Annotated in this window: 18 protein-coding genes; 11 read left to right on the top strand and 7 right to left on the bottom strand. The window is 65.1% G+C overall.

Translation table 11 applies throughout. From position 1 onward, the window contains the following. The first annotated feature begins 240 nt into the window (after positions 1 to 240). The 8 genes from ACLIJ1_RS02830 (at position 241) to ACLIJ1_RS02795 (ending at position 9,953) form a co-directional block, all read left to right on the top strand. Entirely contained in the window at positions 241 to 1,509 is a 1,269-nt protein-coding gene (locus tag ACLIJ1_RS02830; protein ID WP_411364774.1) for an ABC transporter substrate-binding protein, read from the top strand. A 104-nt stretch (positions 1,510 to 1,613) separates the two neighbouring features. Continuing rightward, positions 1,614 to 2,474 carry a carbohydrate ABC transporter permease gene (locus ACLIJ1_RS02825; protein WP_411363961.1) on the top strand — a complete coding sequence of 287 codons (861 nt, stop codon included), beginning with the start codon at positions 1,614 to 1,616 and terminating at the stop codon, positions 2,472 to 2,474. A gap of 12 nt (positions 2,475 to 2,486) precedes the next feature. After that, positions 2,487 to 3,317 carry a carbohydrate ABC transporter permease gene (locus ACLIJ1_RS02820; RefSeq protein WP_411363960.1) on the top strand — a complete coding sequence of 277 codons (831 nt, stop codon included), beginning with the start codon at positions 2,487 to 2,489 and terminating at the stop codon, positions 3,315 to 3,317. A 21-nt stretch (positions 3,318 to 3,338) separates the two neighbouring features. Further along, on the top strand, positions 3,339 to 4,382 hold the full coding sequence (locus tag ACLIJ1_RS02815) for an ABC transporter ATP-binding protein (RefSeq protein WP_411363959.1): 1,044 nt from the start codon (positions 3,339 to 3,341) through the stop codon (positions 4,380 to 4,382). A gap of 5 nt (positions 4,383 to 4,387) precedes the next feature. Then, positions 4,388 to 5,122 (top strand): SDR family oxidoreductase, encoded by a 735-nt coding sequence (locus ACLIJ1_RS02810; protein ID WP_411364773.1) that lies wholly within the window; start codon positions 4,388 to 4,390, stop codon positions 5,120 to 5,122. 25 nt (positions 5,123 to 5,147) lie between these two features. After that, a complete protein-coding gene (gene dalD / locus ACLIJ1_RS02805; RefSeq protein WP_411363958.1) occupies positions 5,148 to 6,548 on the top strand; it encodes a D-arabinitol 4-dehydrogenase in 1,401 nt (466 codons plus the stop codon). 39 nt (positions 6,549 to 6,587) lie between these two features. Beyond that, a complete protein-coding gene (locus ACLIJ1_RS02800) occupies positions 6,588 to 7,523 on the top strand; it encodes an AraC family transcriptional regulator (RefSeq protein WP_411363957.1) in 936 nt (311 codons plus the stop codon). Between the two features lie 153 nt (positions 7,524 to 7,676). Then, a complete protein-coding gene (locus tag ACLIJ1_RS02795) occupies positions 7,677 to 9,953 on the top strand; it encodes a penicillin-binding protein 1A (RefSeq protein ID WP_411363956.1) in 2,277 nt (758 codons plus the stop codon). A gap of 21 nt (positions 9,954 to 9,974) precedes the next feature. Here the strand turns inward: ACLIJ1_RS02795 and ACLIJ1_RS02790 are convergent, their stop codons facing one another. The 4 genes from ACLIJ1_RS02790 to ACLIJ1_RS02775 form a co-directional block, all read right to left on the bottom strand. Further along, positions 9,975 to 10,958, bottom strand: coding sequence for an NAD(P)H-dependent flavin oxidoreductase (locus tag ACLIJ1_RS02790; RefSeq protein WP_411363955.1), 984 nt, complete (start codon positions 10,956 to 10,958; stop codon positions 9,975 to 9,977). Positions 10,959 to 10,977: 19 nt separating this feature from the next. After that, positions 10,978 to 12,768: an acyl-CoA dehydrogenase gene (locus tag ACLIJ1_RS02785; RefSeq protein ID WP_411363954.1), complete on the bottom strand. Its 1,791-nt coding sequence runs from the start codon at positions 12,766 to 12,768 to the stop codon at positions 10,978 to 10,980. A 73-nt stretch (positions 12,769 to 12,841) separates the two neighbouring features. Continuing rightward, positions 12,842 to 13,771, bottom strand: coding sequence for an electron transfer flavoprotein subunit alpha/FixB family protein (locus tag ACLIJ1_RS02780; RefSeq protein WP_411363953.1), 930 nt, complete (start codon positions 13,769 to 13,771; stop codon positions 12,842 to 12,844). Positions 13,772 to 13,783: 12 nt separating this feature from the next. After that, a complete protein-coding gene (locus tag ACLIJ1_RS02775) occupies positions 13,784 to 14,533 on the bottom strand; it encodes an electron transfer flavoprotein subunit beta/FixA family protein (RefSeq protein WP_411363952.1) in 750 nt (249 codons plus the stop codon). A gap of 365 nt (positions 14,534 to 14,898) precedes the next feature. On the opposite strand from ACLIJ1_RS02775, the gene ACLIJ1_RS02770 reads away from it, so the two are divergent. From ACLIJ1_RS02770 to ACLIJ1_RS02760, 3 genes are all read left to right on the top strand, one after another. After that, a complete protein-coding gene (locus tag ACLIJ1_RS02770) occupies positions 14,899 to 15,915 on the top strand; it encodes a TRAP transporter substrate-binding protein (protein WP_411363951.1) in 1,017 nt (338 codons plus the stop codon). 90 nt (positions 15,916 to 16,005) lie between these two features. Further along, complete coding sequence (locus tag ACLIJ1_RS02765) at positions 16,006 to 16,506, top strand: TRAP transporter small permease (RefSeq protein WP_411363950.1); 501 nt, start codon at positions 16,006 to 16,008, stop codon at positions 16,504 to 16,506. Further along, positions 16,503 to 17,795: a TRAP transporter large permease gene (locus ACLIJ1_RS02760; RefSeq protein WP_411363949.1), complete on the top strand. Its 1,293-nt coding sequence runs from the start codon at positions 16,503 to 16,505 to the stop codon at positions 17,793 to 17,795. The genes ACLIJ1_RS02765 and ACLIJ1_RS02760 overlap by 4 nt, the downstream gene beginning before the upstream one ends. 16 nt (positions 17,796 to 17,811) lie before the next feature. Here the strand turns inward: ACLIJ1_RS02760 and ACLIJ1_RS02755 are convergent, their stop codons facing one another. Genes ACLIJ1_RS02755 through ACLIJ1_RS02745 form a run of 3 tightly spaced genes read right to left on the bottom strand, consistent with a single transcriptional unit; the run spans position 17,812 to position 20,839 of the window. After that, the gene (locus ACLIJ1_RS02755; protein ID WP_411363948.1) at positions 17,812 to 19,098 is read right to left on the bottom strand and encodes a mechanosensitive ion channel family protein; all 1,287 of its coding nucleotides are present in this window, start codon (positions 19,096 to 19,098) and stop codon (positions 17,812 to 17,814) included. After that, positions 19,092 to 19,865 carry an enoyl-CoA hydratase gene (locus ACLIJ1_RS02750; protein ID WP_411363947.1) on the bottom strand — a complete coding sequence of 258 codons (774 nt, stop codon included), beginning with the start codon at positions 19,863 to 19,865 and terminating at the stop codon, positions 19,092 to 19,094. The genes ACLIJ1_RS02755 and ACLIJ1_RS02750 overlap by 7 nt, the downstream gene beginning before the upstream one ends. Positions 19,866 to 19,885: 20 nt before the next feature. Continuing rightward, a complete protein-coding gene (locus ACLIJ1_RS02745; RefSeq protein WP_411363946.1) occupies positions 19,886 to 20,839 on the bottom strand; it encodes a histone deacetylase family protein in 954 nt (317 codons plus the stop codon). Positions 20,840 to 20,848: the final 9 nt, after the last annotated feature.

Here is a 20,848-nt window from a genome sequence, read left to right as displayed (position 1 = left end):
GCTGCAACTGCGAAGTACTTTTTCGGCGATTACGAATACTATTTGCCAGACACTAGGGTATTTCCCGACGCTATGGCGCAATTCTGTACATGTCTTGGTCTTTTTCGTACAAACTGCGGGTCAGAAGGTCCCCAGAATCGCCCCACGGTATCAGACACCGTTGAACCCCAAAGACCTCCCATCCACCTCAGGAGACATTCCGTGAAATTCCGCCTTGCCACCGTGTTTGCCGCCGGCCTGATGGCCGCCGCAGGCGCCAACGCCGCCACCGAACTCGTCATCGCCACCGTGAACAACGGCCACATGATCGAGATGCAGAAGCTGTCGAAGAACTTCGAAACCGCCAACCCGGACATCAAGCTCAAGTGGGTGACGCTGGAAGAAGGCGTGCTGCGCCAGCGCGTGACGACCGACATCGCCACCAAGGGCGGCCAGTTCGACATCATGACCATCGGCATGTACGAAGCACCGATCTGGGGCAAGAAGGGCTGGCTGCAGGAACTCAAGACCGACGGCGCTTACGACGTCGACGACCTGCTGCCCGCCGTGCGCGGTGGCCTGACGGTGGGTGGCAAGCTCTACGCCGCCCCGTTCTACGGCGAGTCCTCGATGCTGATGTACCGCAAGGACCTGGCCGACAAGGCCGGCATCAAGGTCGCGGACAACCCGACCTGGCCGCAGATCGCCGAACTCGCCAAGAAGATCCACGATCCCAAGGCCGGCGTGTACGGCATCTGTCTGCGCGGCAAGCCGGGCTGGGGCGACAACATGGCCTTCCTGTCCACCCTGGTCAACACCTACGGTGGCCAGTGGTTCGACATGAGCTGGAAGCCGCAGCTGGAAAGCAAGCCCTGGCACGACGCGATCACCTTCTACGTCGACCTGCTGAAAAACTACGGCCCTCCCGGCTCCTCTGCCAACAGCTTCAACGAAATCCTGGCCCTGACCAACTCGGGCAAGTGCGGCATGTGGATCGACGCCACGATCGCTGCCTCGTTCGTGAGCGATCCGAAGCAGTCCAAGGTTGCCGACCAGATGGCGTTCGCCCAGGCCCCCACCGCCGCGACCCCCAAGGGCGCGAACTGGCTGTGGTCCTGGAACCTGGCGATCCCCGCCGGCTCGAAGAAGGTCGACGCTGCCCAGAAGTTCGTGACCTGGGCCACCAGCAAGGACTACATCCAGCTGGTCGCCAAGACCAACGGCTGGGCCAACGTACCGACCGGCACCCGCAAGTCGACCTACGCCTCGCCGGAATTCCAGAAGGCCGCCCGCTTCGCTTCGGCTGAGCTCAAGGCCATCGAATCGGCCAACCCGAACGACTCGACCCTGCCCAAGAGCCCGTACGTCGGCGTGCAGTTCGCGGCCATTCCCGAGTTCCAGGCCATCGGTATCGCCGTGGGTCAGCAGATGAGCGCTGCCCTGGCCGGCAAGACCACGGTCGACGCCGCGCTGAAGGCCGGCCAGGTCGCCGCCGACCGCGAAATGAAGAAGGCCGGCTACTACAAGTAAGCCGCCGACGGGCAGGGCCAGCGCCCTGCCCACCCTTTCCGACTCTTCGCAGGGCGCCGGTGTGATCCATCGGCGCCCCTCGGTCCCTTCCTGCCTGGACACCCATGAAACGCCTCATACCGCGCCTGCTGCTGACGCCCGCGGTGGCCACGCTCTTCCTCTGGATGATCGTGCCGCTGGTGATGACGATCTACTTCTCCCTGATCCGCTACAACCTGATGCAGCCGGATGTGTCCGGGTTCGCCGGACTGGAGAACTTCGAGTACTTCGTCACCGACCCCTCGTTCACCACCTCGGTGATCAACACCGTGCTGCTGCTGGGCAGCGTGATCCTGATCACCGTGCTGCTGGGCGTCGCCGTCGCCCTGCTGATCAACGAGCCCTTTGCCGGCCGCGGCCTGGTGCGCGTGCTGTTGATTTCGCCCTTCTTCGTCATGCCCACGGTCAACGCGCTGCTGTGGAAGAACATGATGATGAACCCGATCTACGGCGTGCTGGCACAGCTGTGGATCTTCTTCGGCGCCACGCCCATCGACTGGCTGACCGACTACCCGCTGCTGTCGGTGATCGTCATGGTCTCCTGGCAATGGCTGCCCTTTGCCACGCTGATCTTCATGACCGCGCTGCAGAGCATGGACCGCGAGCAGCTCGAAGCCGCGCGCATGGACGGCGCGACCTACGGCCAGCAGCTGCGCTACCTCTACATCCCGCACCTGGGCCGCTCGGTGGCCGTGGTCGTGATGATCGAGCTGATCTTCCTGCTCAGCGTGTTCGCCGAGATCTACACCACAACCGGTGGAGGTCCCGGTGACGCGAGCACCAACGTGGCCTTCCTGATCTTCAAACAGGCACTGCTGAACTTCGATGCCGGCGTGGCATCCGCAGGCGCCCTGTTTGCCGTGCTGCTGGCCAACATCGCCGCGATCTTCCTGATCCGCATGGTCGGCAAGAACCTCGACAAATAAGGCCCACCCACCATGGCACGTCAATCGACCTTCACCCCCGCCTACGCGGTGCGCACCGTGGCCGCCTGGGCCGTGGCCCTGCTGCTGTTCTTCCCGCTGGGCTGGCTGCTGCTGACTGCGTTCAAGACGGAGCTGCAGGCCATCAATGTGCCGGCGCTGTTCATCTTCGAGCCCACACTGGAGAACTTCCACGAGGTGCAGGAGCGCAGCGACTACCTGCACTACGCATGGAACTCGGTGGTCACCAGCGTGGTATCCACGCTGCTGGGGCTGGCGATTGCCGCGCCCGCGGCCTACGCCATGGCCTTTCACAAAGGCAAGCGCGACAAGGACATCCTGATGTGGATGCTCTCGACCAAGATGATGCCGGCCGTCGGCGCGCTGGTGCCGATCTATGTGATGGCGCAGAAGACGCAGCTGCTGGACACGCAACTGGGCCTGATCATCGTGTTCACGCTCTCCAACCTGCCCATCATGGTCTGGATGCTGTATTCGTCGTTCAAGGAGATCCCCAACGAGATCCTCGAAGCGGCGCGCATGGACGGCGCCACGCTCTGGCAGGAAGCCTTCAAGGTGCTGCTGCCGCTGGGCATGGGCGGCCTGGCCTCCACGGGCTTGCTGTGTCTGGTGCTGAGCTGGAACGAAGCCTTCTGGTCGCTCAACCTCAGCTCGGCCAAGGCCGGCACGCTCGCCACCCTGATCGCCAGCTACTCCAGCCCCGAGGGCCTGTTCTGGGCCAAGCTGTCCGCGGCCTCGCTGATGGCCATCGCCCCCATCGTCGTCTTCGGCTGGTTCAGCCAGAAGCAACTGGTGCAGGGCCTGACCTTCGGCGCCGTCAAGTAACCCCTATCAAGAGACATTCCCATGGCCTACCTGCAACTCCAGGGCATCGAAAAGTTCTTCGGGTCCCACCGCGCCATCAAGGGCATCGACCTGACCATCGAGAAGGGCGAGTTCATCGTCTTCGTCGGCCCTTCGGGCTGCGGCAAGTCCACGCTGCTGCGCCTGATCGCCGGCCTCGAACACATCGACGGCGGCAAACTCACGCTGGACGGCAAGGACATCACCCACCTGCCCTCTTCCAAGCGCGACCTGGCGATGGTTTTCCAGAGCTACGCTCTTTACCCGCACATGAGCGTGTACGAGAACATGAGCTTCGCGCTCAAGCTGGCCAAGGTCGATCCCAAGGTGATCGAAGACAAGGTCCAGAACGCCGCGCGCATCCTCAACCTCACGCAGTACCTGCAACGCACACCCAAGGAACTCTCGGGCGGCCAGCGCCAGCGCGTGGCCATCGGCCGCGCCATCGTGCGCTCGCCCAAGGTCTTCCTGTTCGACGAGCCGCTGTCCAACCTGGACGCCGCACTGCGCGGCCAGACCCGGGTCGAGATCGCCAAGCTGCACCGCGACCTGGGCGCGACCACCATCTACGTGACACACGACCAGGTCGAAGCCATGACCCTGGCCGACCGCGTGGTGGTGCTGCGCGACGGCATCATCGAACAGGTGGGCACGCCGCTGGAGCTGTACGACAAGCCGGCCAACCAGTTCGTGGCGCAGTTCATCGGCACGCCGCAGATGAACGTGCTTCCGCTGCAGCAGGTTCCAGCCCTGGTGGCGCAACAGGCGCCGGTGGGCGCCGTGGGCGGCTCGATCGGCCTGCGCCCCGAGAACATCAGCGTGCGCAGCACCGGCACCACGCCGGTCTCCGGCCAGGTCGATCTCGTTGAGGCGCTGGGCGCCGAGACCCTGATCTATGTGAGTACCCCCACTGGCGCGCAGTTCGTGGCCCGCCAGAACGAGCGCACCGTCCTGCACGCCGGCGACGCCGTCAGCCTGGACATCGACGCCTCGCAGGCCCACTGGTTCGACACCGCCGGCCGCATCGTGGCCGCACAGCACGCATGACCACCATGACTCCCGGACAAGAACTGCAAGGCAAGGTTGCCGCCGTCACTGGCGCGGCCTCGGGCATCGGCTTTGCCAGCGCCCAGGCCATGGCCAATGCCGGTGCCCGCGTGGTGCTGATCGACCGCGACGAACAAGCGCTGGCCAAGGCCTGCGCCGCCATCGGCGCCAGCGCGTCGCCACTGGTGCTGGACCTGCTTGACACGAAGCAGTGCGCCAGCCTGCTGGACCGCACGCTGGCCATTGCCGGACAGCTCGACATCTTCCACGCCAACGCCGGCCTGTACGTCGGCGGTGACCTGGTCGACGCCGATCCGGATGCCATCGACCGAATGCTGAACCTGAACGTGAATGTGGTGATGAAGAACGTGCACAACGTCCTGCCCCACATGATCGCGCGCGGCACTGGCGACATCATCGTGACCAGCTCGCTGGCCGCGCACTTCCCCACGCCCTGGGAGCCGGTGTACGCCTCGTCCAAATGGGCGGTGAACTGCTTCGTGCAGACCGTGCGCCGCCAGGTGTTCAAACACGGCATCCGCGTCGGCTCGATCTCGCCCGGTCCGGTGATCACCTCGCTGCTGGCCGACTGGCCGGCCGAGAAGCTCGAAGAGGCCAAGGCCAGTGGCAGCCTGATCGAAGCCTCGGAAGTCGCCAACGTCGTGCTGTTCATGCTCACGCGCCCGCGCGGCATGACGATCCGCGACGTGGTGATGATGCCCACGAATTTCGACCTCTGACCCCGCCCTTTTCACGCGACCGATCATGTACACCATCCTTCACCTCGGACTGGGCTCCTTCCACCGCGCCCACCAGGCCGTCTACGTCCACCAGCTGCGCCAGCAGGGCCAGACCGAAGACCGGCGCTGGTCCATCACCGGCGGCAACCTGCGTCCCGACATGCTCGACACCATCGCGGCCTTGCAGGCGCAGGGCGGCGCCTACACGCTGGAGACCGTCACGCCCCAGGGCGAGCGCAACTACACGCGCATCGAGTCGATCCAGCGCGTGGTGCCTTACCAGGAAGACCTGGCCCCGCTGATCGCCGTCGGCGCCGACCCGGCCACGCGCATCATTTCCTTCACCGTCACCGAAGCCGGCTACTACCTTGACGCGAACAACCAGCTCGATTGGCCCACCTTCCCCGACCTGCGCGCCGACCTCGAAGCCGTGAAGGGCGGCAAGGCCGGCCACACGATCTACGGCGGCCTGGTCAGCATCCTGAAGGCGCGCATGAAGGCCGGCGCCGGTGCGGTCACGCTGATGAACTGCGACAACCTGCGCCACAACGGCGAGCGCTCGCGCGGCGGCCTGCTGCAGTTCATCGACGCGCTGGGCGACACCGCGCTCAAGGCCTGGGTGCAGGAAAACACCCGCAGCCCCAACGCCATGGTCGACCGCATCACGCCGCGCCCCACGCCCGACGTGGCAGAGCGCGTGAAAGCCGCCACCGGCTGGGACGACAAGGCCGCCGTCATGGGCGAGAGCTTCATCCAGTGGGTGATCGAAGACAACTTCATCGCCGGCCGCCCCGAGTGGGAAAAGGTCGGGGTCGAGATGGTCAATTCGGTGCAGGCCTACGAAGAAGCCAAGATCCGCCTGCTCAACGCCACGCACAGCTGCATCGCCTGGGCCGGCACACTGGCCGGGTACCTCTACATCCACGAAGGCACCCACGACGCCGCCATCCGGAAGATGGCCTTCGACTACGTGACCGACGACGCGATCCCGGTCCTGCTGCCCTGCCCGATCAACCTGGAGAAGTACCGCGACGTGGTGCTCGACCGCTTCGGCAACCCCGCCATCCAGGACACCAACCAGCGCGTGGCGATGGACGCCTTCTCCAAGATCCCCGGCATGATCGCGCCCACCATCCGAGACAAGCTGGCCCGCGGTGGGTCATTCGACAGCGTGGCCATGCTGCCCGCGCTGTTCCTGGCCTACCTGCAGCGCTGGCACCAGGGCCAGATTCCCTACACCTACCAGGACCAGGCGATGGACCCGGCCGTGGCGCATGCAATCTGCGACGCGGCCGACCCGGTCGCCGCCTACGCCGCCGACACCACGCTGTGGGGCGAAATGGCCAACCGACCAGAACTGGTCGACGCGCTGCGCAAGGCCTACGCCCGCGTGCAGGCTTTCGTGGCGGAACGCGCCAGGGCCTGATCCGGTGTAACTTAGGCGCCCTTGACGTCGGAGCCCACCATGACCGTGAAGATGCCCGTTGCCCCGCGCCAGCTCAAGCCCGAGCTGGAGCACGAGTTCGTTCGCTCGCCCGACCTGGGCTACGAGCTGTCGTCCGACGTCGGCTTCGTGCGTTGTCTGGACCATGGTTTTCCGACACCGCTGGCCCGCTGGCACTACCACGACGAGTACGAGCTGCACCTGATCACCAGCACCAGCGGCAAGGTGTTCGTGGGCGACTGGATCGGACCCTTCCAGGCCGGCCAGTTGGTGCTCACCGGCCCGCGCCTGCCGCACAACTGGGTCACGATGGACATGCCCGAGGGCGGCGTGGCGCAGCGCGATCTGGTGATCCAGTTCACGCACGAGCCTCTGGTGCGCGCCGCCGAGACCATTCCCGAGCTGCGCGAAGTGCTGCCGCTGCTCGAACGCGCCAAGAACGGCATCGAGTTCTTTGGCATGTCGGAGCTGGCCGAGAAACACTGGCACCGCGTGAAGTCCGCGCGCGGCTTGCGCCGCCTCACGGCCTTCTGCGACTACCTGGCCGACCTGGCGGCCTGCACCGACTACCGGTTGCTCTCCAGCGTGCAGCTGCAGAGCGACGACGACGACGCCTCGATCGACCAGATCCACGCCGTCGTCAGCCGCATCACCGATCACCTGGCCGACGACCACTCGGCGGGCGCCCTGGCCGCCGAGCTGGGCATGAGCGAAAGCAAGTTCAGCCGTTTCTTCCGCAAAGCCACCGGTAACACCTTCACCGACTTCGTCAACCGGGTGCGCATCAGCCGCGCCTGTCAGCTGCTGATGGACACCGACCAGCAGGTCACCCACATCTGCTACGAAGTCGGCTTCAACAACGTTGCCAACTTCAACCGCCGCTTCCTGGAAATCAAGGGCATGACGCCCACCGAATTCCGCAAGCAGAGTCTCACGCGCTTCAAAGGCGCCGCCTGATGTCTGCTTCCTGTTCTTGACTGGTGGCAGGCGGTCTATCCGTTGCTCAATGGCCGAGTCCGGTTGCCGCGGCGTGCGGCACTGCACAATCGGTTACAGGGTGGGAAATTCACTGCATACCCGCTTCACAGTGGCGCTGGATAATTTCGCCCCATGCGCCCCACCCTTCGCCGCCGTGCGTTCCTGACCCTGGCTCCGCTGGCCCTGACCGGCAGTCTTCTGGCCCCGACCTCGACGCAGGCTGGTCTGGTCGACCTGCCCCCCATCGACCGGATCGTCCATTACCAGCCCAAGCTGCCGCTGCAGGTGTTCACCTCCGATGGGGTGGAGCTGGCGCAATTCGGCGCCGAGCGGCGTGAATACGTGCCGCTGTCGAAAACACCCAAACTCATGCAGGACGCGCTGCTGGCGGTGGAAGACGCGCGCTTCCGTGAGCACTCGGGCGTCGACCCCAAGGGCATGGCGCGTGCCGCCCTGGCCCTGATCACCGGCGGCCGCAAGCAGGGTGCCAGCACCATCACGCAGCAGCTGGTGCGCACCATGCTGCTCACGCGCGAGCGGACTTTCGAGCGCAAGGCCAAGGAGATCATGCTGGCCTTCAAGGTCGAGGAAGCGCTGTCGAAAGACCGCATCCTCGAGATCTACCTCAACGAGATCTTCCTGGGTCAGCGCGCCTATGGCTTTGCCGCCGCCGCGCAGACCTACTTCGGCAAGTCGATGGAGCAACTCTCCATCGCCGAGACCGCGATGCTAGCGGGCCTGCCGCAGAACCCTTACTACGCCAACCCCGTCGCCAACTTCGAGCGCGCCACGGCCCGCCAGCGCATCGTGCTGGAGCGCATGCGCACCGTGGGCGTGATCAACGATGCACAACTGGCCGCCGCACGCGCCGAGAAGCTGGTGATCCGGCCGCCGGGCCAGCGCGATGTCGAAGCGGGGCATGTGGCCGAAATGGCGCGGCGCGCCGTGGTCGACCGCTTTGGCGAAGTGGCCTACTCGCGCGGCATCCGGGTGACGACCTCACTGCGGGCCGCCGACCAGCGCGCCGCCTATGCGGCGGTGCAGCGCGGCGTGCTGGCCCAGGACCGGCGTGGCCCCTGGCGCGGCCCGGAGGGTTATGGCGATCTGCCGACCGACGGTGCGGAACTCGAGCGCGCAGCCGCCGAAGTGCTGAAGGACCACCAGGACGACGACCTGCTGAAAGTTGGCGTGGTGCTGGCCGCCGGCGCCAAGGAAGTGCGCGTGCAGCTGGCCAGCGGAGACCAGGTCCGCATCACCGGAGAAGGCCTGCGCTGGGCCCAGCCCGGGCTGTCCGCCAAGGCCGACAACACATTGAAGATCCGGCGTGGCTCGGTGCTGCGCCTGATTCAGGAGGGCAAGGACTGGTCCATCAGCCAGTGGCCCGAAACCGAGGCGGCACTGGTGTCGCTGGACACGCACACCGGGCGCGTCCGCGCGCTGGTCGGCGGTTTCGACTTCAACCGCCAGCCGTTCAACCACGTGACCCAGGGCTGGCGCCAGCCAGGCTCTACCATCAAGCCGCTGCTGTATTCGGCGGCGCTGGAGGAGCGGGTGATGCCGTCGACGCTGGTCGACGAATCGCCGTTCACGGCCGCCAATGGATGGACGCCGGGCAACGCTGCTCCCAGTGCCGGCGGCCCGATCACCTTGCGTGAGGGTCTGGCGAAATCCAACAACCTGGTGAGCATTCGCGTGCTCCAGCACACCGGCACCGCCAAGGCGCGCGACTGGCTCGGGCGCTTCGGTCTGGATGTGAGCAAACAACCCGACAACCTCACGCTGGCGCTGGGCACCGGACAGGTGACGCCGCTTCAGATGGTGCGCGCCTACTCGACGCTGGCCAACGGCGGCTGGTCGCTGGAGCCGGTGGTGATCGAGAAAATCACCGACGCGCAGGGCAAGGTGCTGTTCGAAGCGCCGCCGACCGCGGTGCTCAGCGAGGACAACCGCGCGATCCCGGCCCGCAACGCCTACGTCATGAGCAGCCTGCTCAACGACGTGACGCGCGTCGGCACCGCCGCCAAGGCGCAGGCGCGCCTCAAGCGCACCGACATCTACGGCAAGACCGGCACCACCAACGACGTGCTCGACGCCTGGTTCGCGGGCTACCAGCCTGGTGTGGCCGCCGTGGTGTGGATGGGGTATGACAAGCCGCGCAGCCTGGGTGACCACGAATCGGGCGGCCGGCTGGCGCTGCCGATCTGGAACGACTACATGGCCGCCGCGCTCAAGGGCGTGCCCGTGGCACCACCAGGCGAAGCGCCTGCCGGCCTGGCGCGTGCCAAGGACGACTGGCTCTATGCCGAATGGGTCAATGGCGGTGCGGTCGAATCGATCACCGACGGCGCCGGCTCCGCACTGGCCGGCCCGCCCACGATCCTCGACGCGATCAAGGACCTGTTCAAGTAAGCGCGGCGCTCGCCGCCGTGCTTAGTTCATCCCACAGATGCGGGCCTTGGCCTCTGCGTATTCGCGCTTGAGGCGCGCCACCAGGTCGGCCGCCGGCACCACTTCGCGGATCGCGCCGATGCCCTGGCCGCAGCCCCAGATGTCCTTCCAGGCCTTCGCGGCATTGGCACCTTCACCGGTGCTGAAGTTCATCTTGCTCGGGTCGCTGACCGGCAGATTGTCCGGGTCCATGCCAGCGTTCTTGATGCTGCCCTTGAGGTAGTTGCCGTGCACGCCCGTGTAGAAGTTGCTGTAGACGATGTCGTCCGAGTTGCACTCGGTGATCATCTGCTTGTAACCGTCGACCGCGCGGGCTTCATCGGTGGCGATGAAGGCCGAGCCCATGTAGGCGAAGTCGGCGCCCATGGCCTGGGCCGCCAGGATGGCGCCGCCCGAGGCGATGGAACCCGACAGCGCCACCGGGCCGTCGAACCAGTCGCGGATCTCCTGGATCATCGCGAACGGGCTCTTGACACTGGCGTGGCCGCCGGCACCGGCCGCCACCGGGATCAGGCCGTCGGCGCCCTTCTCGATCGCCTTGTGCGCGAACACGTTGTTGATCACGTCGTGCAGGACCACGCCGCCCCAGCTGTGCACGGCCTGGTTCACGTCCTCACGCGCACCCAGGCTGGTGATGATCACCGGCACCTTGTACTTGGCGCACAGCTGCAGGTCTTGCTCCAGCCGGTCGTTGCTCTTGTGCACGATCTGGTTGATCGCGAACGGTGCGGCCTTGTGGTCCGGGTTGGCCTTGTCGTGCGCGGCCAGCGCCTCGGTGATCTCGGCCAGCCACTCGTCCAGTTGCGAGGCCGGGCGCGCGTTCAGCGCAGGCATGGAGCCGACCACACCGGCCTTGCACTGGGCAATGACCAGCTTGGGGTTGCTGATGATGAACAGCGGAGAGCCGATCACCGGGAACGGCAGGTTCTGCAGGACGGGTGGCAGGTAGCGTTGGCGTAGGGTCATGTCATCTCCGGTTTGTTGTTCAGAACGCTTCGGCGGGCAGCGCCGTCACGGCGTCGGCGCCTTCCACGATCGCATCGCGCACGCCCGGCGCGCGGCTGAGCAGGTGGTCGGCATAGAAGCGGGCGGTGGTGATCTTGGCGTGCATGAACGGCGTGTCCTGTCCCTTGGCGGACAGGTCTTCGGCCACCAGCAGCGCGCGCGCCAGCTGCCAGCCCGCCATCAGGTTGCCGGCGAGCATGAGGTAGGGCACGCTGCCAGCGAAGGCGGCGTTGGGATTGCTGCGGGTGTTGGCGGCGATGAAGTCCACCACGTCGACAAAAGCCAGACGGGCCGCGGTCAGGCGCTTGGCGACGGCCAGCGCATTGGCGCTGCCACTTGCCTTGAGCTCGGCCTCGGTCTTCTCGATCTGCGCCGCAATCGCCTTGGCAGAAGTACCGCCATCGCGCGAGGTCTTGCGACCGACCAGGTCGTTGGCCTGGATGGCGGTCGTGCCTTCGTAGATGGTCAGGATCTTCGCGTCACGGTAGTACTGCGCCGCACCGGTTTCTTCGATGAAGCCCATGCCACCATGCACCTGCACACCCAGCGAGGTGACTTCCAGGCTCATCTCGGTGCTGTAGCCCTTGACCAGCGGCACCAGGAATTCATAGAACGTCGCGTTCTGCTTGCGCACCTCGGCGTCGGGGTGGTGGTGCGCGGCGTCGTAGGCAGCCGCGGCCACACTGGCCATGGCGCGGCAGCCTTCGGTCGCAGCGCGCATGGTCATGAGCATGCGCTTCACATCAGCGTGGTGAATGATGGGCGCGGCGGTGGTGAAGCTGCCGTCGACAGGGCGGCTCTGCACGCGGTCTTTGGCATACTGCACGGCCTTCTGGTAGGCACGCTCGGACACGGCGATGCCCTGCACGCCCACGGCGTAGCGGGCGGCATTCATCATGATGAACATGTATTCGAGGCCACGGTTCTCTTCCCCGACCAGATAGCCCACAGCACCGCCGTGGTCGCCGTACTGCAGCACGGCGGTGGGCGAGGCCTTGATGCCCATCTTGTGTTCGATGCTCACGCAGTGCACGTCGTTGCGTGCGCCCAGCGAGCCGTCGGCGTTGACCATGAACTTCGGCACCACGAACAGGCTGATGCCCTTGACGCCCTCGGGCGCACCGGTCACGCGGGCCAGCACGAGGTGGACGATGTTCTCGGCCATGTCGTGTTCACCGTAGGTGATGAAAATCTTGGTGCCGAACACCTTGTAGGTGCCGTCGGGCTGCGGCTCGGCGCGGCTGCGCACGGCAGCCAGGTCGGAACCGGCCTGCGGCTCGGTCAGGTTCATGGTGCCGGTCCACTGGCCGCTGACCAGCTTTTCCAGGTACACGGCCTTGAGCTGGTCGCTGCCGGCGGTGATCAGCGCTTCGATGGCGCCGTCGGTCAGCAGCGGGCAGAGCGCGAAGCTCATGTTGGCGCTGTTGAGGATTTCGCCGCAGGCCGCGCCGATGGTCTTGGGCAGGCCCTGGCCGCCGAAGTCCACCGGATGCTGCAGGCCCTGCCAGCCGCCTTCGGCGTACTGCTTGAAGGCCTCCTTGAAGCCAGGCGTGGTGGTCACGTTGCCGTCCTTGAAGAAGGACGGGTTCTTGTCGCCCTCCCAGTTCAGTGGGGCGATCACACCTTCATTGAGCTTGGCGCACTCCTCCAGGACCGCCTGGGCAGTCTCCAGACCGGCGTCTTCAAAGCCGGGCAAGGCGGCGACCTGGTCGATGCGCGCCAGGTGCTCGATGTTGAAAAGCATGTCCTTGAGGGGTGCGGTATAGATCATGAAAGTCTCCAGAGTTCGAATGCGGGTGCAAAAAAAGGGCATCGCAAGCGATGCCCTTGTGGGTGCTGTCGGCTTACAGCTTCGAAACCAGTTCAGGCACAGCCGCAAACAGATCGGCCTCCAGACCATAGTCGGCCACCGAGAAGATCGGTGCCTCGGGGTCCTTGTTGATCGCCACGATTACCTTGGAATCCTTCATGCCGGCAAGATGCTGGATCGCGCCCGAGATGCCACAGGCCACGTACAGCTGTGGCGCGACGATCTTGCCGGTCTGGCCCACCTGCAGGTCGTTGGCGGCGTAGCCGGCGTCCACGGCAGCACGGCTGGCGCCGATGGCAGCGCCCAGCTTGTCGGCCAGCGGCGTCATCACTTCGTTGAACTTCTCGCTGCTGCCCAGCGCACGGCCACCGGAGACGATGATCTTGGCGGCGGTGAGTTCGGGGCGGTCGTTCTTGGCGATCTCGCTGCCCAGATAGGCGCTCTTGCCGTTGCCGGCTGCTGCCGTCACGGTTTCCACGGCAGCAGATCCGCCCTGGCCCGCGGCGTCAAAGCCGGTGGCGCGCACGGTGATGACCTTGGTGGCGTCGCTGCTCTGCACGGTGGCAATCGCGTTGCCGGCGTAGATCGGGCGCTCGAAGGTGTCGGCGCTGACCACCTTGCTGATTTCGCTGATCTGCGCGACGTCCAGCTTGGCGGCCACGCGCGGGGACACGTTTTTGCCACCGGCGGTGGCAGCGAACAGGATGTGGCTGTAGCTGCCGGCGATGGCGAGCACCTGGGCGGCCACATTTTCGGCCAGGCCGTGGGCGAAGCCTTCGGCGTCGGCGTGGATCACCTTGGACACGCCGGCGATCTGCGCAGCCTGTGCGGCGGCGGCGCCGGCGTTGTGGCCTGCCACCAGCACGTGCACATCACCCCCGCAGGCAGCGGCGGCGGTGACGGTGTTGAAGGTCGCGCCCTTGATGGAGGCGTTGTCGTGTTCGGCAATGACGAGTGCGGTCATGTTGTTTCTTCCTCAGATCACTTTGGCTTCGTTCTTGAGCTTGTCGACCAGGGTGGCCACATCGGGCACCTTGATGCCGGCGCCGCGCTTGGCGGGCTCTGCGACCTTGATCGTCTTCAGGCGCGGCGTCACGTCCACGCCAAGGTCGGCGGGCTTGACGGTTTCCAGCGGCTTCTTCTTGGCCTTCATGATGTTCGGCAGCGTCACGTAGCGCGGCTCGTTCAGGCGCAGGTCGGTGGTGACCACGGCAGGCAGCGTGATTTCCAGCGTTTCCAGGCCGCCGTCGATTTCACGCGTGACCTTGGCCTTGCCGTCGGCGACTTCGACCTTGCTGGCGAAGGTGGCCTGCGGCAGATCGGCCAACGCAGCGAGCATCTGACCGGTCTGGTTGGCGTCGTCGTCGATCGCCTGTTTGCCCAGGATGATCAATCCGGGTTGCTCCTTGTCCACCAAGGCCTTGAGCAGCTTGGCCACGGCCAGCGGCTGCAACTCGACATCGGTTTCCACCAGGATGGCGCGGTCTGCGCCGATGGCCATGGCCGTGCGCAGGGTTTCCTGGCATTGCGCCACGCCACAGGAGACAGCGATCACTTCGGTGACCACGCCCTTCTCCTTCAGGCGCACGGCTTCTTCCACCGCGATCTCGTCAAACGGGTTCATGCTCATCTTGACGTTGGCGATGTCCACGCCAGTGCCGTCGCTCTTGACGCGCACCTTGACGTTGTAGTCCACCACGCGTTTGACGGGGACGATGACCTTCATGTTCGGTTGCTCCTGATGAATGGGAAAGGCGGGTTGAAACGGGTGCCCGAGTTGACGTGCACGTCAATTCGGATTGTAGGCGTCCGGCAGGCACCGCGACAATTTTGGGCATACCTTTGCTGCATGGCCAAAAAATCGAACGGTCGTGCTTTTTTATGATTATAGAGGAAGAGTCCGGATGATCGCCAATGCCCTCGCGCGCGTCTGCCATCCCGACGACAAAGCAAGGGAAATCCCTGAAAACCAACCGATCGGTCGGTTAATTCGGGTAAGTCATTAGAACCGGCCCGCGTGTATTCGCCTATAGTGAAATCAAGCCATGTGCTTATATTGAATAACCAATCACATTCCTCCGGAGACACTGCATGAAATTCCGTCTGGCTTGCTCGGCCGCTTTGGCTTCCACCCTGTTCGTTGGCGCGCAGGCTTACGCCCAGACGGTGTTCACGGCATCAAGCTGGGTGCCCCCGACCCACACGCTGAGCGTTGGCCAGAAGGAATGGTGCGATGCGCTGGAGAAGGAAAGTGCCGGCCGCATGAAGTGCAACATCCTGCCCAAGATGGTGTCGGCGCCTCCGGGCACCTTCGATGCTGTGCGCGACGGGCTGGCCGACATTTCGTTCACGGTGGACGGCTACACCCCGGGCCGCTTCGTCAACACCCAGGTGGCCGAGTTCCCGTTCCTGGGCGACAACTCCATGGCCACATCGGTCGCCTATCAGCGTATTTACAGCAAGTACTTTGCCCCGCTGGGTGAGCACCGTGGTGTCAAGGTGCTGGGAGTGTTCACGCACGGTCCCGGCACCATCTTCAACAGCAAAAAGCCTGTCACCAGCCTCGCCGACGGCGCAACGCTGAAGTGGCGCATCGGTGGTGGCAACATCAACGAACTGACCAAGGCGATGGGCTGGAACACCACCCTCAAGCCGGCCACCGAAGCGTTCGAACTGCTGTCCACCGGCGTGATGGACGGAACGCTGTTCCCCGACGAGTCGATCGCGTCTTTCAAGCTGAGCATGATCAAGTACGCCACCGTGCTCCCGGGCGGCCTCTACAACACCAGCTTCGTGTTCATGATGAACCCGGCCAAGTACGACGCACTGTCGGCCCAGGACAAGGCCGTGGTGGACAAGCTCTCGGGCGAATATGCAGCCCGCCTGTTCGGCGCCGGCTGGGACAAGGTGGACGACGCCTCGGTCAACGGCGCCCAGAAGGCCCAGGGCGTGCAACGCATCAAGGCCAGCGAGGCGTTCGTCAACGAGATCAAGGCCAAGCAGGCTGCCCTGGAAGACAAGTGGGCGGCCGCGGCCGAAGCCAAGGGCCTGAAGAACCCCAAGGGCGTGCTGGCCGAGTTCCGCGCCGAAATCGCCAAGGTGAAGTAAGGCCGGATTCAGACAACCACCGTCTGATGGCCGGCGGGGCAGTGACAACAGCTGCCCCGCCGGCTTTTTTGTTCACGTTCCAGTCTTCCTATGCTCAAAACCTTTGAAAAAGTGCTGCAGTGGTCCTCAGGGCTGATGGCCGCGATGGGCCTCTTCACCATCATGTGGCTCACGCTCTTCGATGTCACCGGCCGCAAGTTTTTCAACCACTCGGTCCCGGGCGGGCTCGAACTGACCGAGATCCTGATGGTGGTGGTCATCTTCGGAGCGCTGCCGCTGGTGTCCTGGCGTGGCGAGCACGTGGTGTTCGACTCGCTGGATCACCTGATTCCACCGCTGGTCAAGGACATCCAGAACCGCTTGGTGGAACTGGTGTGCGCCTTAACGTTCGGCGGGCTGGCCTGGCTCATGAACCAACGGGCCCTGCGTTTCGCTGAATATGGAGACACCACGGTGTACCTGCAGTTCTCGATTGCACCGGTGGCCTGGCTGATGACCGGCCTGCTGGTCCTGACCGCGCTGGTTCACCTTGTGCTGGTGTTCTCACCGCAGCATGAAGCCGACAGCGTCGAACAGGGAGGTGCGGTATGACCGAAGCGGCTCTGGGCTTCGCGGCCGTCTTTCTGCTCGCGCTGCTGCGGGTGCCGCTGGCGGTGTCCATGGCACTGGTGGGCATTGCCGGTCTGGGTCTCATGCGCGGCTGGTCGCCAGCCTTTGCCAGCACCAGCCAGGTGATCTTCGAAACCGGCTTCCAGTACGTGCTGTCGGTGATCCCGCTGTTCATCCTGATGGGCAACTTCGTGGCGCGCGCCGGCATGGCCCGGGAACTCTTTGCGGCTGCCAATGCGTTCGTCGGCCACAAACGCGGTGGACTGGCCATGGCCAGCGTGATCGCCTCGGGCGGCTTCGGCGCCATCTGTGGTTCGTCGATTGCCACGGCCGCCACCATGACGCGGGTCGCCTACCCCGAAATGAAGGCACACGGCTACAAGGACGGGCTGGCAGCCGGTGCCATCGGCGCGGGTGGCACGCTGGGGATCATGATCCCGCCGTCCACCATCATGGTGATCTACGGCATCATCACCGAGACTGACATTGGCAAGCTCTTTGTTGCCGGCATCCTGCCCGGCATCGTGGCCATCGTCTGCCTGTGCCTGGCGGTCGTGTTCATCACCTGGCGCGATCCCGCCGCCGGACCTCCCGCCGAGCGCGCCACCTGGAGCCAGCGCTGGGCGGCGATCCGGGGTGTCTGGGGCGTGGTGGTGCTGTTTGCACTGGTGATCGGCGGCATCTACGGCGGGGTGTTCACCGCCACCGAAGGGGCGGGCGTCGGCGCTGCCGGGGCCTTCATGTTCGCCCTGCTGCGGGGGTCGCTGACGCCCCGTACGCTGATGGACATCCTGGTGGAAAGCGCACGCACCACCGCGATGCTGTTCACCATCCTGATCGCGGCAATGATCTTCAGCAACTTCGTGAACTTCACGTCGATGCCGGGTGACCTGCGTGACTTCATCGTGCAGTTCAGCCCAAACCCAATCATGGTGGTGATCATGATGATGGGCATCTACATCGTGCTCGGTCTGGCCATGGAGGAACTGTCCATGGTGCTGCTGACCATCCCGGTGTTCTTCCCGATGATCACGGCCCTGGGCTTTGACCCGGTATGGTTCGGCATCCTCATCGTCACCATCGTCGAGATCGGCATGATTTCCCCGCCGGTGGGCATGAACCTGTTCGTGATCAACAGCCTGCTGCCCGATGTGAAGCTCAGCGCGATCTTCCGCGGCGTCTGGCCGTTCGTGACAGCCGACGTGGTTCGCCTGGCGATCCTGATCGCTTTCCCGGCGATCTCGCTGTGGCTCCCGAGCCTGATGAAGTGACCGGATCGACCTGCGCTCAGGAGACAGTCTTCGTGTGCACGACGCGCTGCGGGTACGGGATCTCGATGCCCCGTGACCTCAGCGCGTTGAGAACCGCGATGTTGACCGACGAGCGCACGTTGAGCTGACCGTTTTCCGGATCAGCGATCCAGTAACCCAGCGTGAACTCCAGGCCGTCCGGGCCAAAGGCCGACAGCGCGGCGTTGGGCACCGGATCCTTGAGCACCCGGTCCTGCGACATGGCCGCCTCCGACAGCAACTGGCGCACCAGTTCGACATCGCTCTCATAGGCCACCGAAACCACGGTCGACTGCCAGACCTTGGGATCGGCCAGCGAGAGGTTTTCCACGCGGTTGGTGACCAGCATCTCGTTGGGCACGATGGATTCGCGGCCCGTGGCAGAGCGGATCACGGTGTAGCGCATGGTGATGTCGCTGATCCGGCCCTCGAAGTTGTCGATCCGCACGTTGTCGCCGATGCGCATGCTGCGCTCGGTCAGGATCACGAAGCCGCTGACGTAGTTGGCCGCCAGCTTCTGCAGACCCAGGCCGATGCCGACGCCCACCGCGCCGCCGAGCACCGACAACGCCGTCAGGTCGATGCCGACCGCCGACAGCGCAACGATCAGGCCCAGAAACATCAGCACCGCGCGCGTGGCATTGCTCAGCGCCTTGCGCAGCGAAAGGTCGCCGCCCACCGCCGACCGCAGCAGCCGCGCCTCGATCGCCGCCGAGAGCCAGAGCGTCAGGATCAGCATCGCGCCCGCCGTGAGCGCGCCTTCGATCAGGGTCCGCAGGCTCACCGTGCTGTTGCCGATGTGCCAGGTGATGTCTTCCATTTCCGTCAACACCACCGGCAGCAAGCCACTGACCCACAGCACCATCACGCCCCAGGCCAGCCACGAGATGGTGCGTTCCATCACCCGCACCCACGGCGCTTCGGAAAACGCCGCCTGCAGCACCTTCACACCCAGCCGGATCACCAGCAGCGACACCAGCACCGGGATCGCCACCTTGAAGACCGCCAGCGGCAGTTCGGCGGCAATGACGCCGCGGGCGATGTGGGCAAAGACCAGCAGCAGCAAGGGAAACAGCACACCATCAATCACCTTGCGCCCGAACAGGATCGAAGACCGGTCGTCCTGCTTGTTCAGCGCCTTGCGCAGCAGCGCCGCCAAGGCCCAGGCGGCCAGCACACTCAGGCCCAGGCCGATCAGCTCAATCCAGACCGTGGCCTGCTTGAAACCGGCCAGCCAGGCGTCCAGGTCCTGGATCGGCGGCGGCGTGGTCACACCCTTCACCATTGCGGCGCCCTCTTCTCGATGAATGCCTGCACGCCTTCCTGCGCCACACCGTGCACCATGTTGCAGGCCATGGTCTGGCCCGCCAGCTGGTAGGCCGACTCCATGCCGGTTTCCAGCTGCCGGTAGAACAGCGTCTTGCCCATCGCGATGGCCTCGCGCGGCTTGCCCAGGATGCGCGCCACCAAGGCCTCGACTTCGGCATCCAGTGCGTCGGCCGAAACCACCCGATTCACGAGCCCGCGCGCTTTCGCCTCGGCCGCCGAAATGAAGTCGCCGGTCAGCAGCATTTCCATCGCCTGCTTGGGCAGCATGTTGCGCGAGAGGGCCACGCCGGGGGTGGCACAGAACAGGCCAACGTCGATGCCATTGACGCCAAAGGTCGCGCCCTCGGTCGCCACCGCGAGGTCGCACTGCGCGACCAACTGGCAACCGGCCGCCGTGGCCAGCGCGTGCACGCGTGCGATCACCGGCACCTCCAGCCTGCGCAGGCCCATCATCAGCTTCGAGCAGGTCGCGAATAGCGACTGGTAGTAGGCCAGTTCGGGCCGCGCGCGCATCTCCTTGAGATCGTGCCCGGCGCAGAACGCCCGGCCCTCGGCGCCGATCACCACCACCCGCGCGTCGGCATCGGCAACGACCGCATCGACCGCGCGCTGGAAGGCGGCCAGCATGGCCTCCGACAGCACATTGAAGGCCTTGGGGTGGTTCAGCGTCAGGGTGTGCACGCCGCGCTCGTCGCGGCGGTGGATCAGGATGTCGTCACTCATGGTGCAGATCGAAAGAAAGTTCAGAGGTCGGCCAGCGCGCGCAGATGGGCCTCCACGCTGCGGGCCAGGGCGCCGAGGTCGTAGCCGCCTTCAAGGCAGCTCACGATGCGGCCCTTCGCGTGGCGCCTGGCCACTTCCTTGATGCGTTCGGTGATCCAGGCATAGTCGTTCTCGACCATGCCCAGCTGGCCCATCTCGTCGTCGCGATGCGCATCGAAACCGGCGCTGATGAAGATCATCTGCGGCTTGTGGGCGTCCAGCCGCGGCAGCCACATCATGTCGACCAGCTCGCGAATGTCCATGCCCCTGGTGTAGGCCGGAACCGGCAGGTTCACCAGGTTCGGGGCAGTCGAATGGTCCCAGGGCGGGTAGAACGGGTGCTGGTAGAAGCTGCACATGAGGATGCGCTCGTCGCCCGCGACGATGTCCTCCGTGCCGTTGCCGTGATGCACATCGAAGTCGATGATGGCCACGCGCTCCAGACCGTGGCGCTCCAGTGCGTACTTGGCCGCGACCGCCACGTTGTTGACAAAACAGAAGCCCATTGCCTGGTTGCGGGTCGCGTGGTGGCCGGGCGGGCGAACCGCGCAGAACGCATTGGCCAGCTCACCGGCCATCACTGCGTCGGTCGCATCGATGGCGGCACCGGCGGCGACGAGGATCGCGTCCCAGGAATGGATGTTGATCGAGGTGTCGGGATCGATCTGCGCGTGGGTGGGTCCGCCGGCGGCGATCTCGTCGCGCAGTCCGTCGGACAGGCCGCGCAGTGAGGCCAGGTGCATGCGGCCATGGGCCAGTTCCAGCTCGGTCATCGACGCTGGCGTGGCCTCGCGGCGAACCAGTGCCGCACCCAGTCCGCTGGCCAGCAACCGGTCTTCGATCGCATCCAGCCGCGACGGACATTCGGGGTGACCCGGACCCATTTCGTGTCTCCGGCAGTCCGGGTGGGTGAAATAACCGGTGGCCTGACTCATCGCATTTTT

The sequence above is a fragment of the Hydrogenophaga sp. RWCD_12 genome (assembly GCF_046604225.1).
GTDB lineage: Bacteria > Pseudomonadota > Gammaproteobacteria > Burkholderiales > Burkholderiaceae_C > Hydrogenophaga.
The sequence above is the reverse complement of the archived record's forward strand: the minus strand, read 5'-3'. Positions and strand labels throughout refer to the sequence as shown.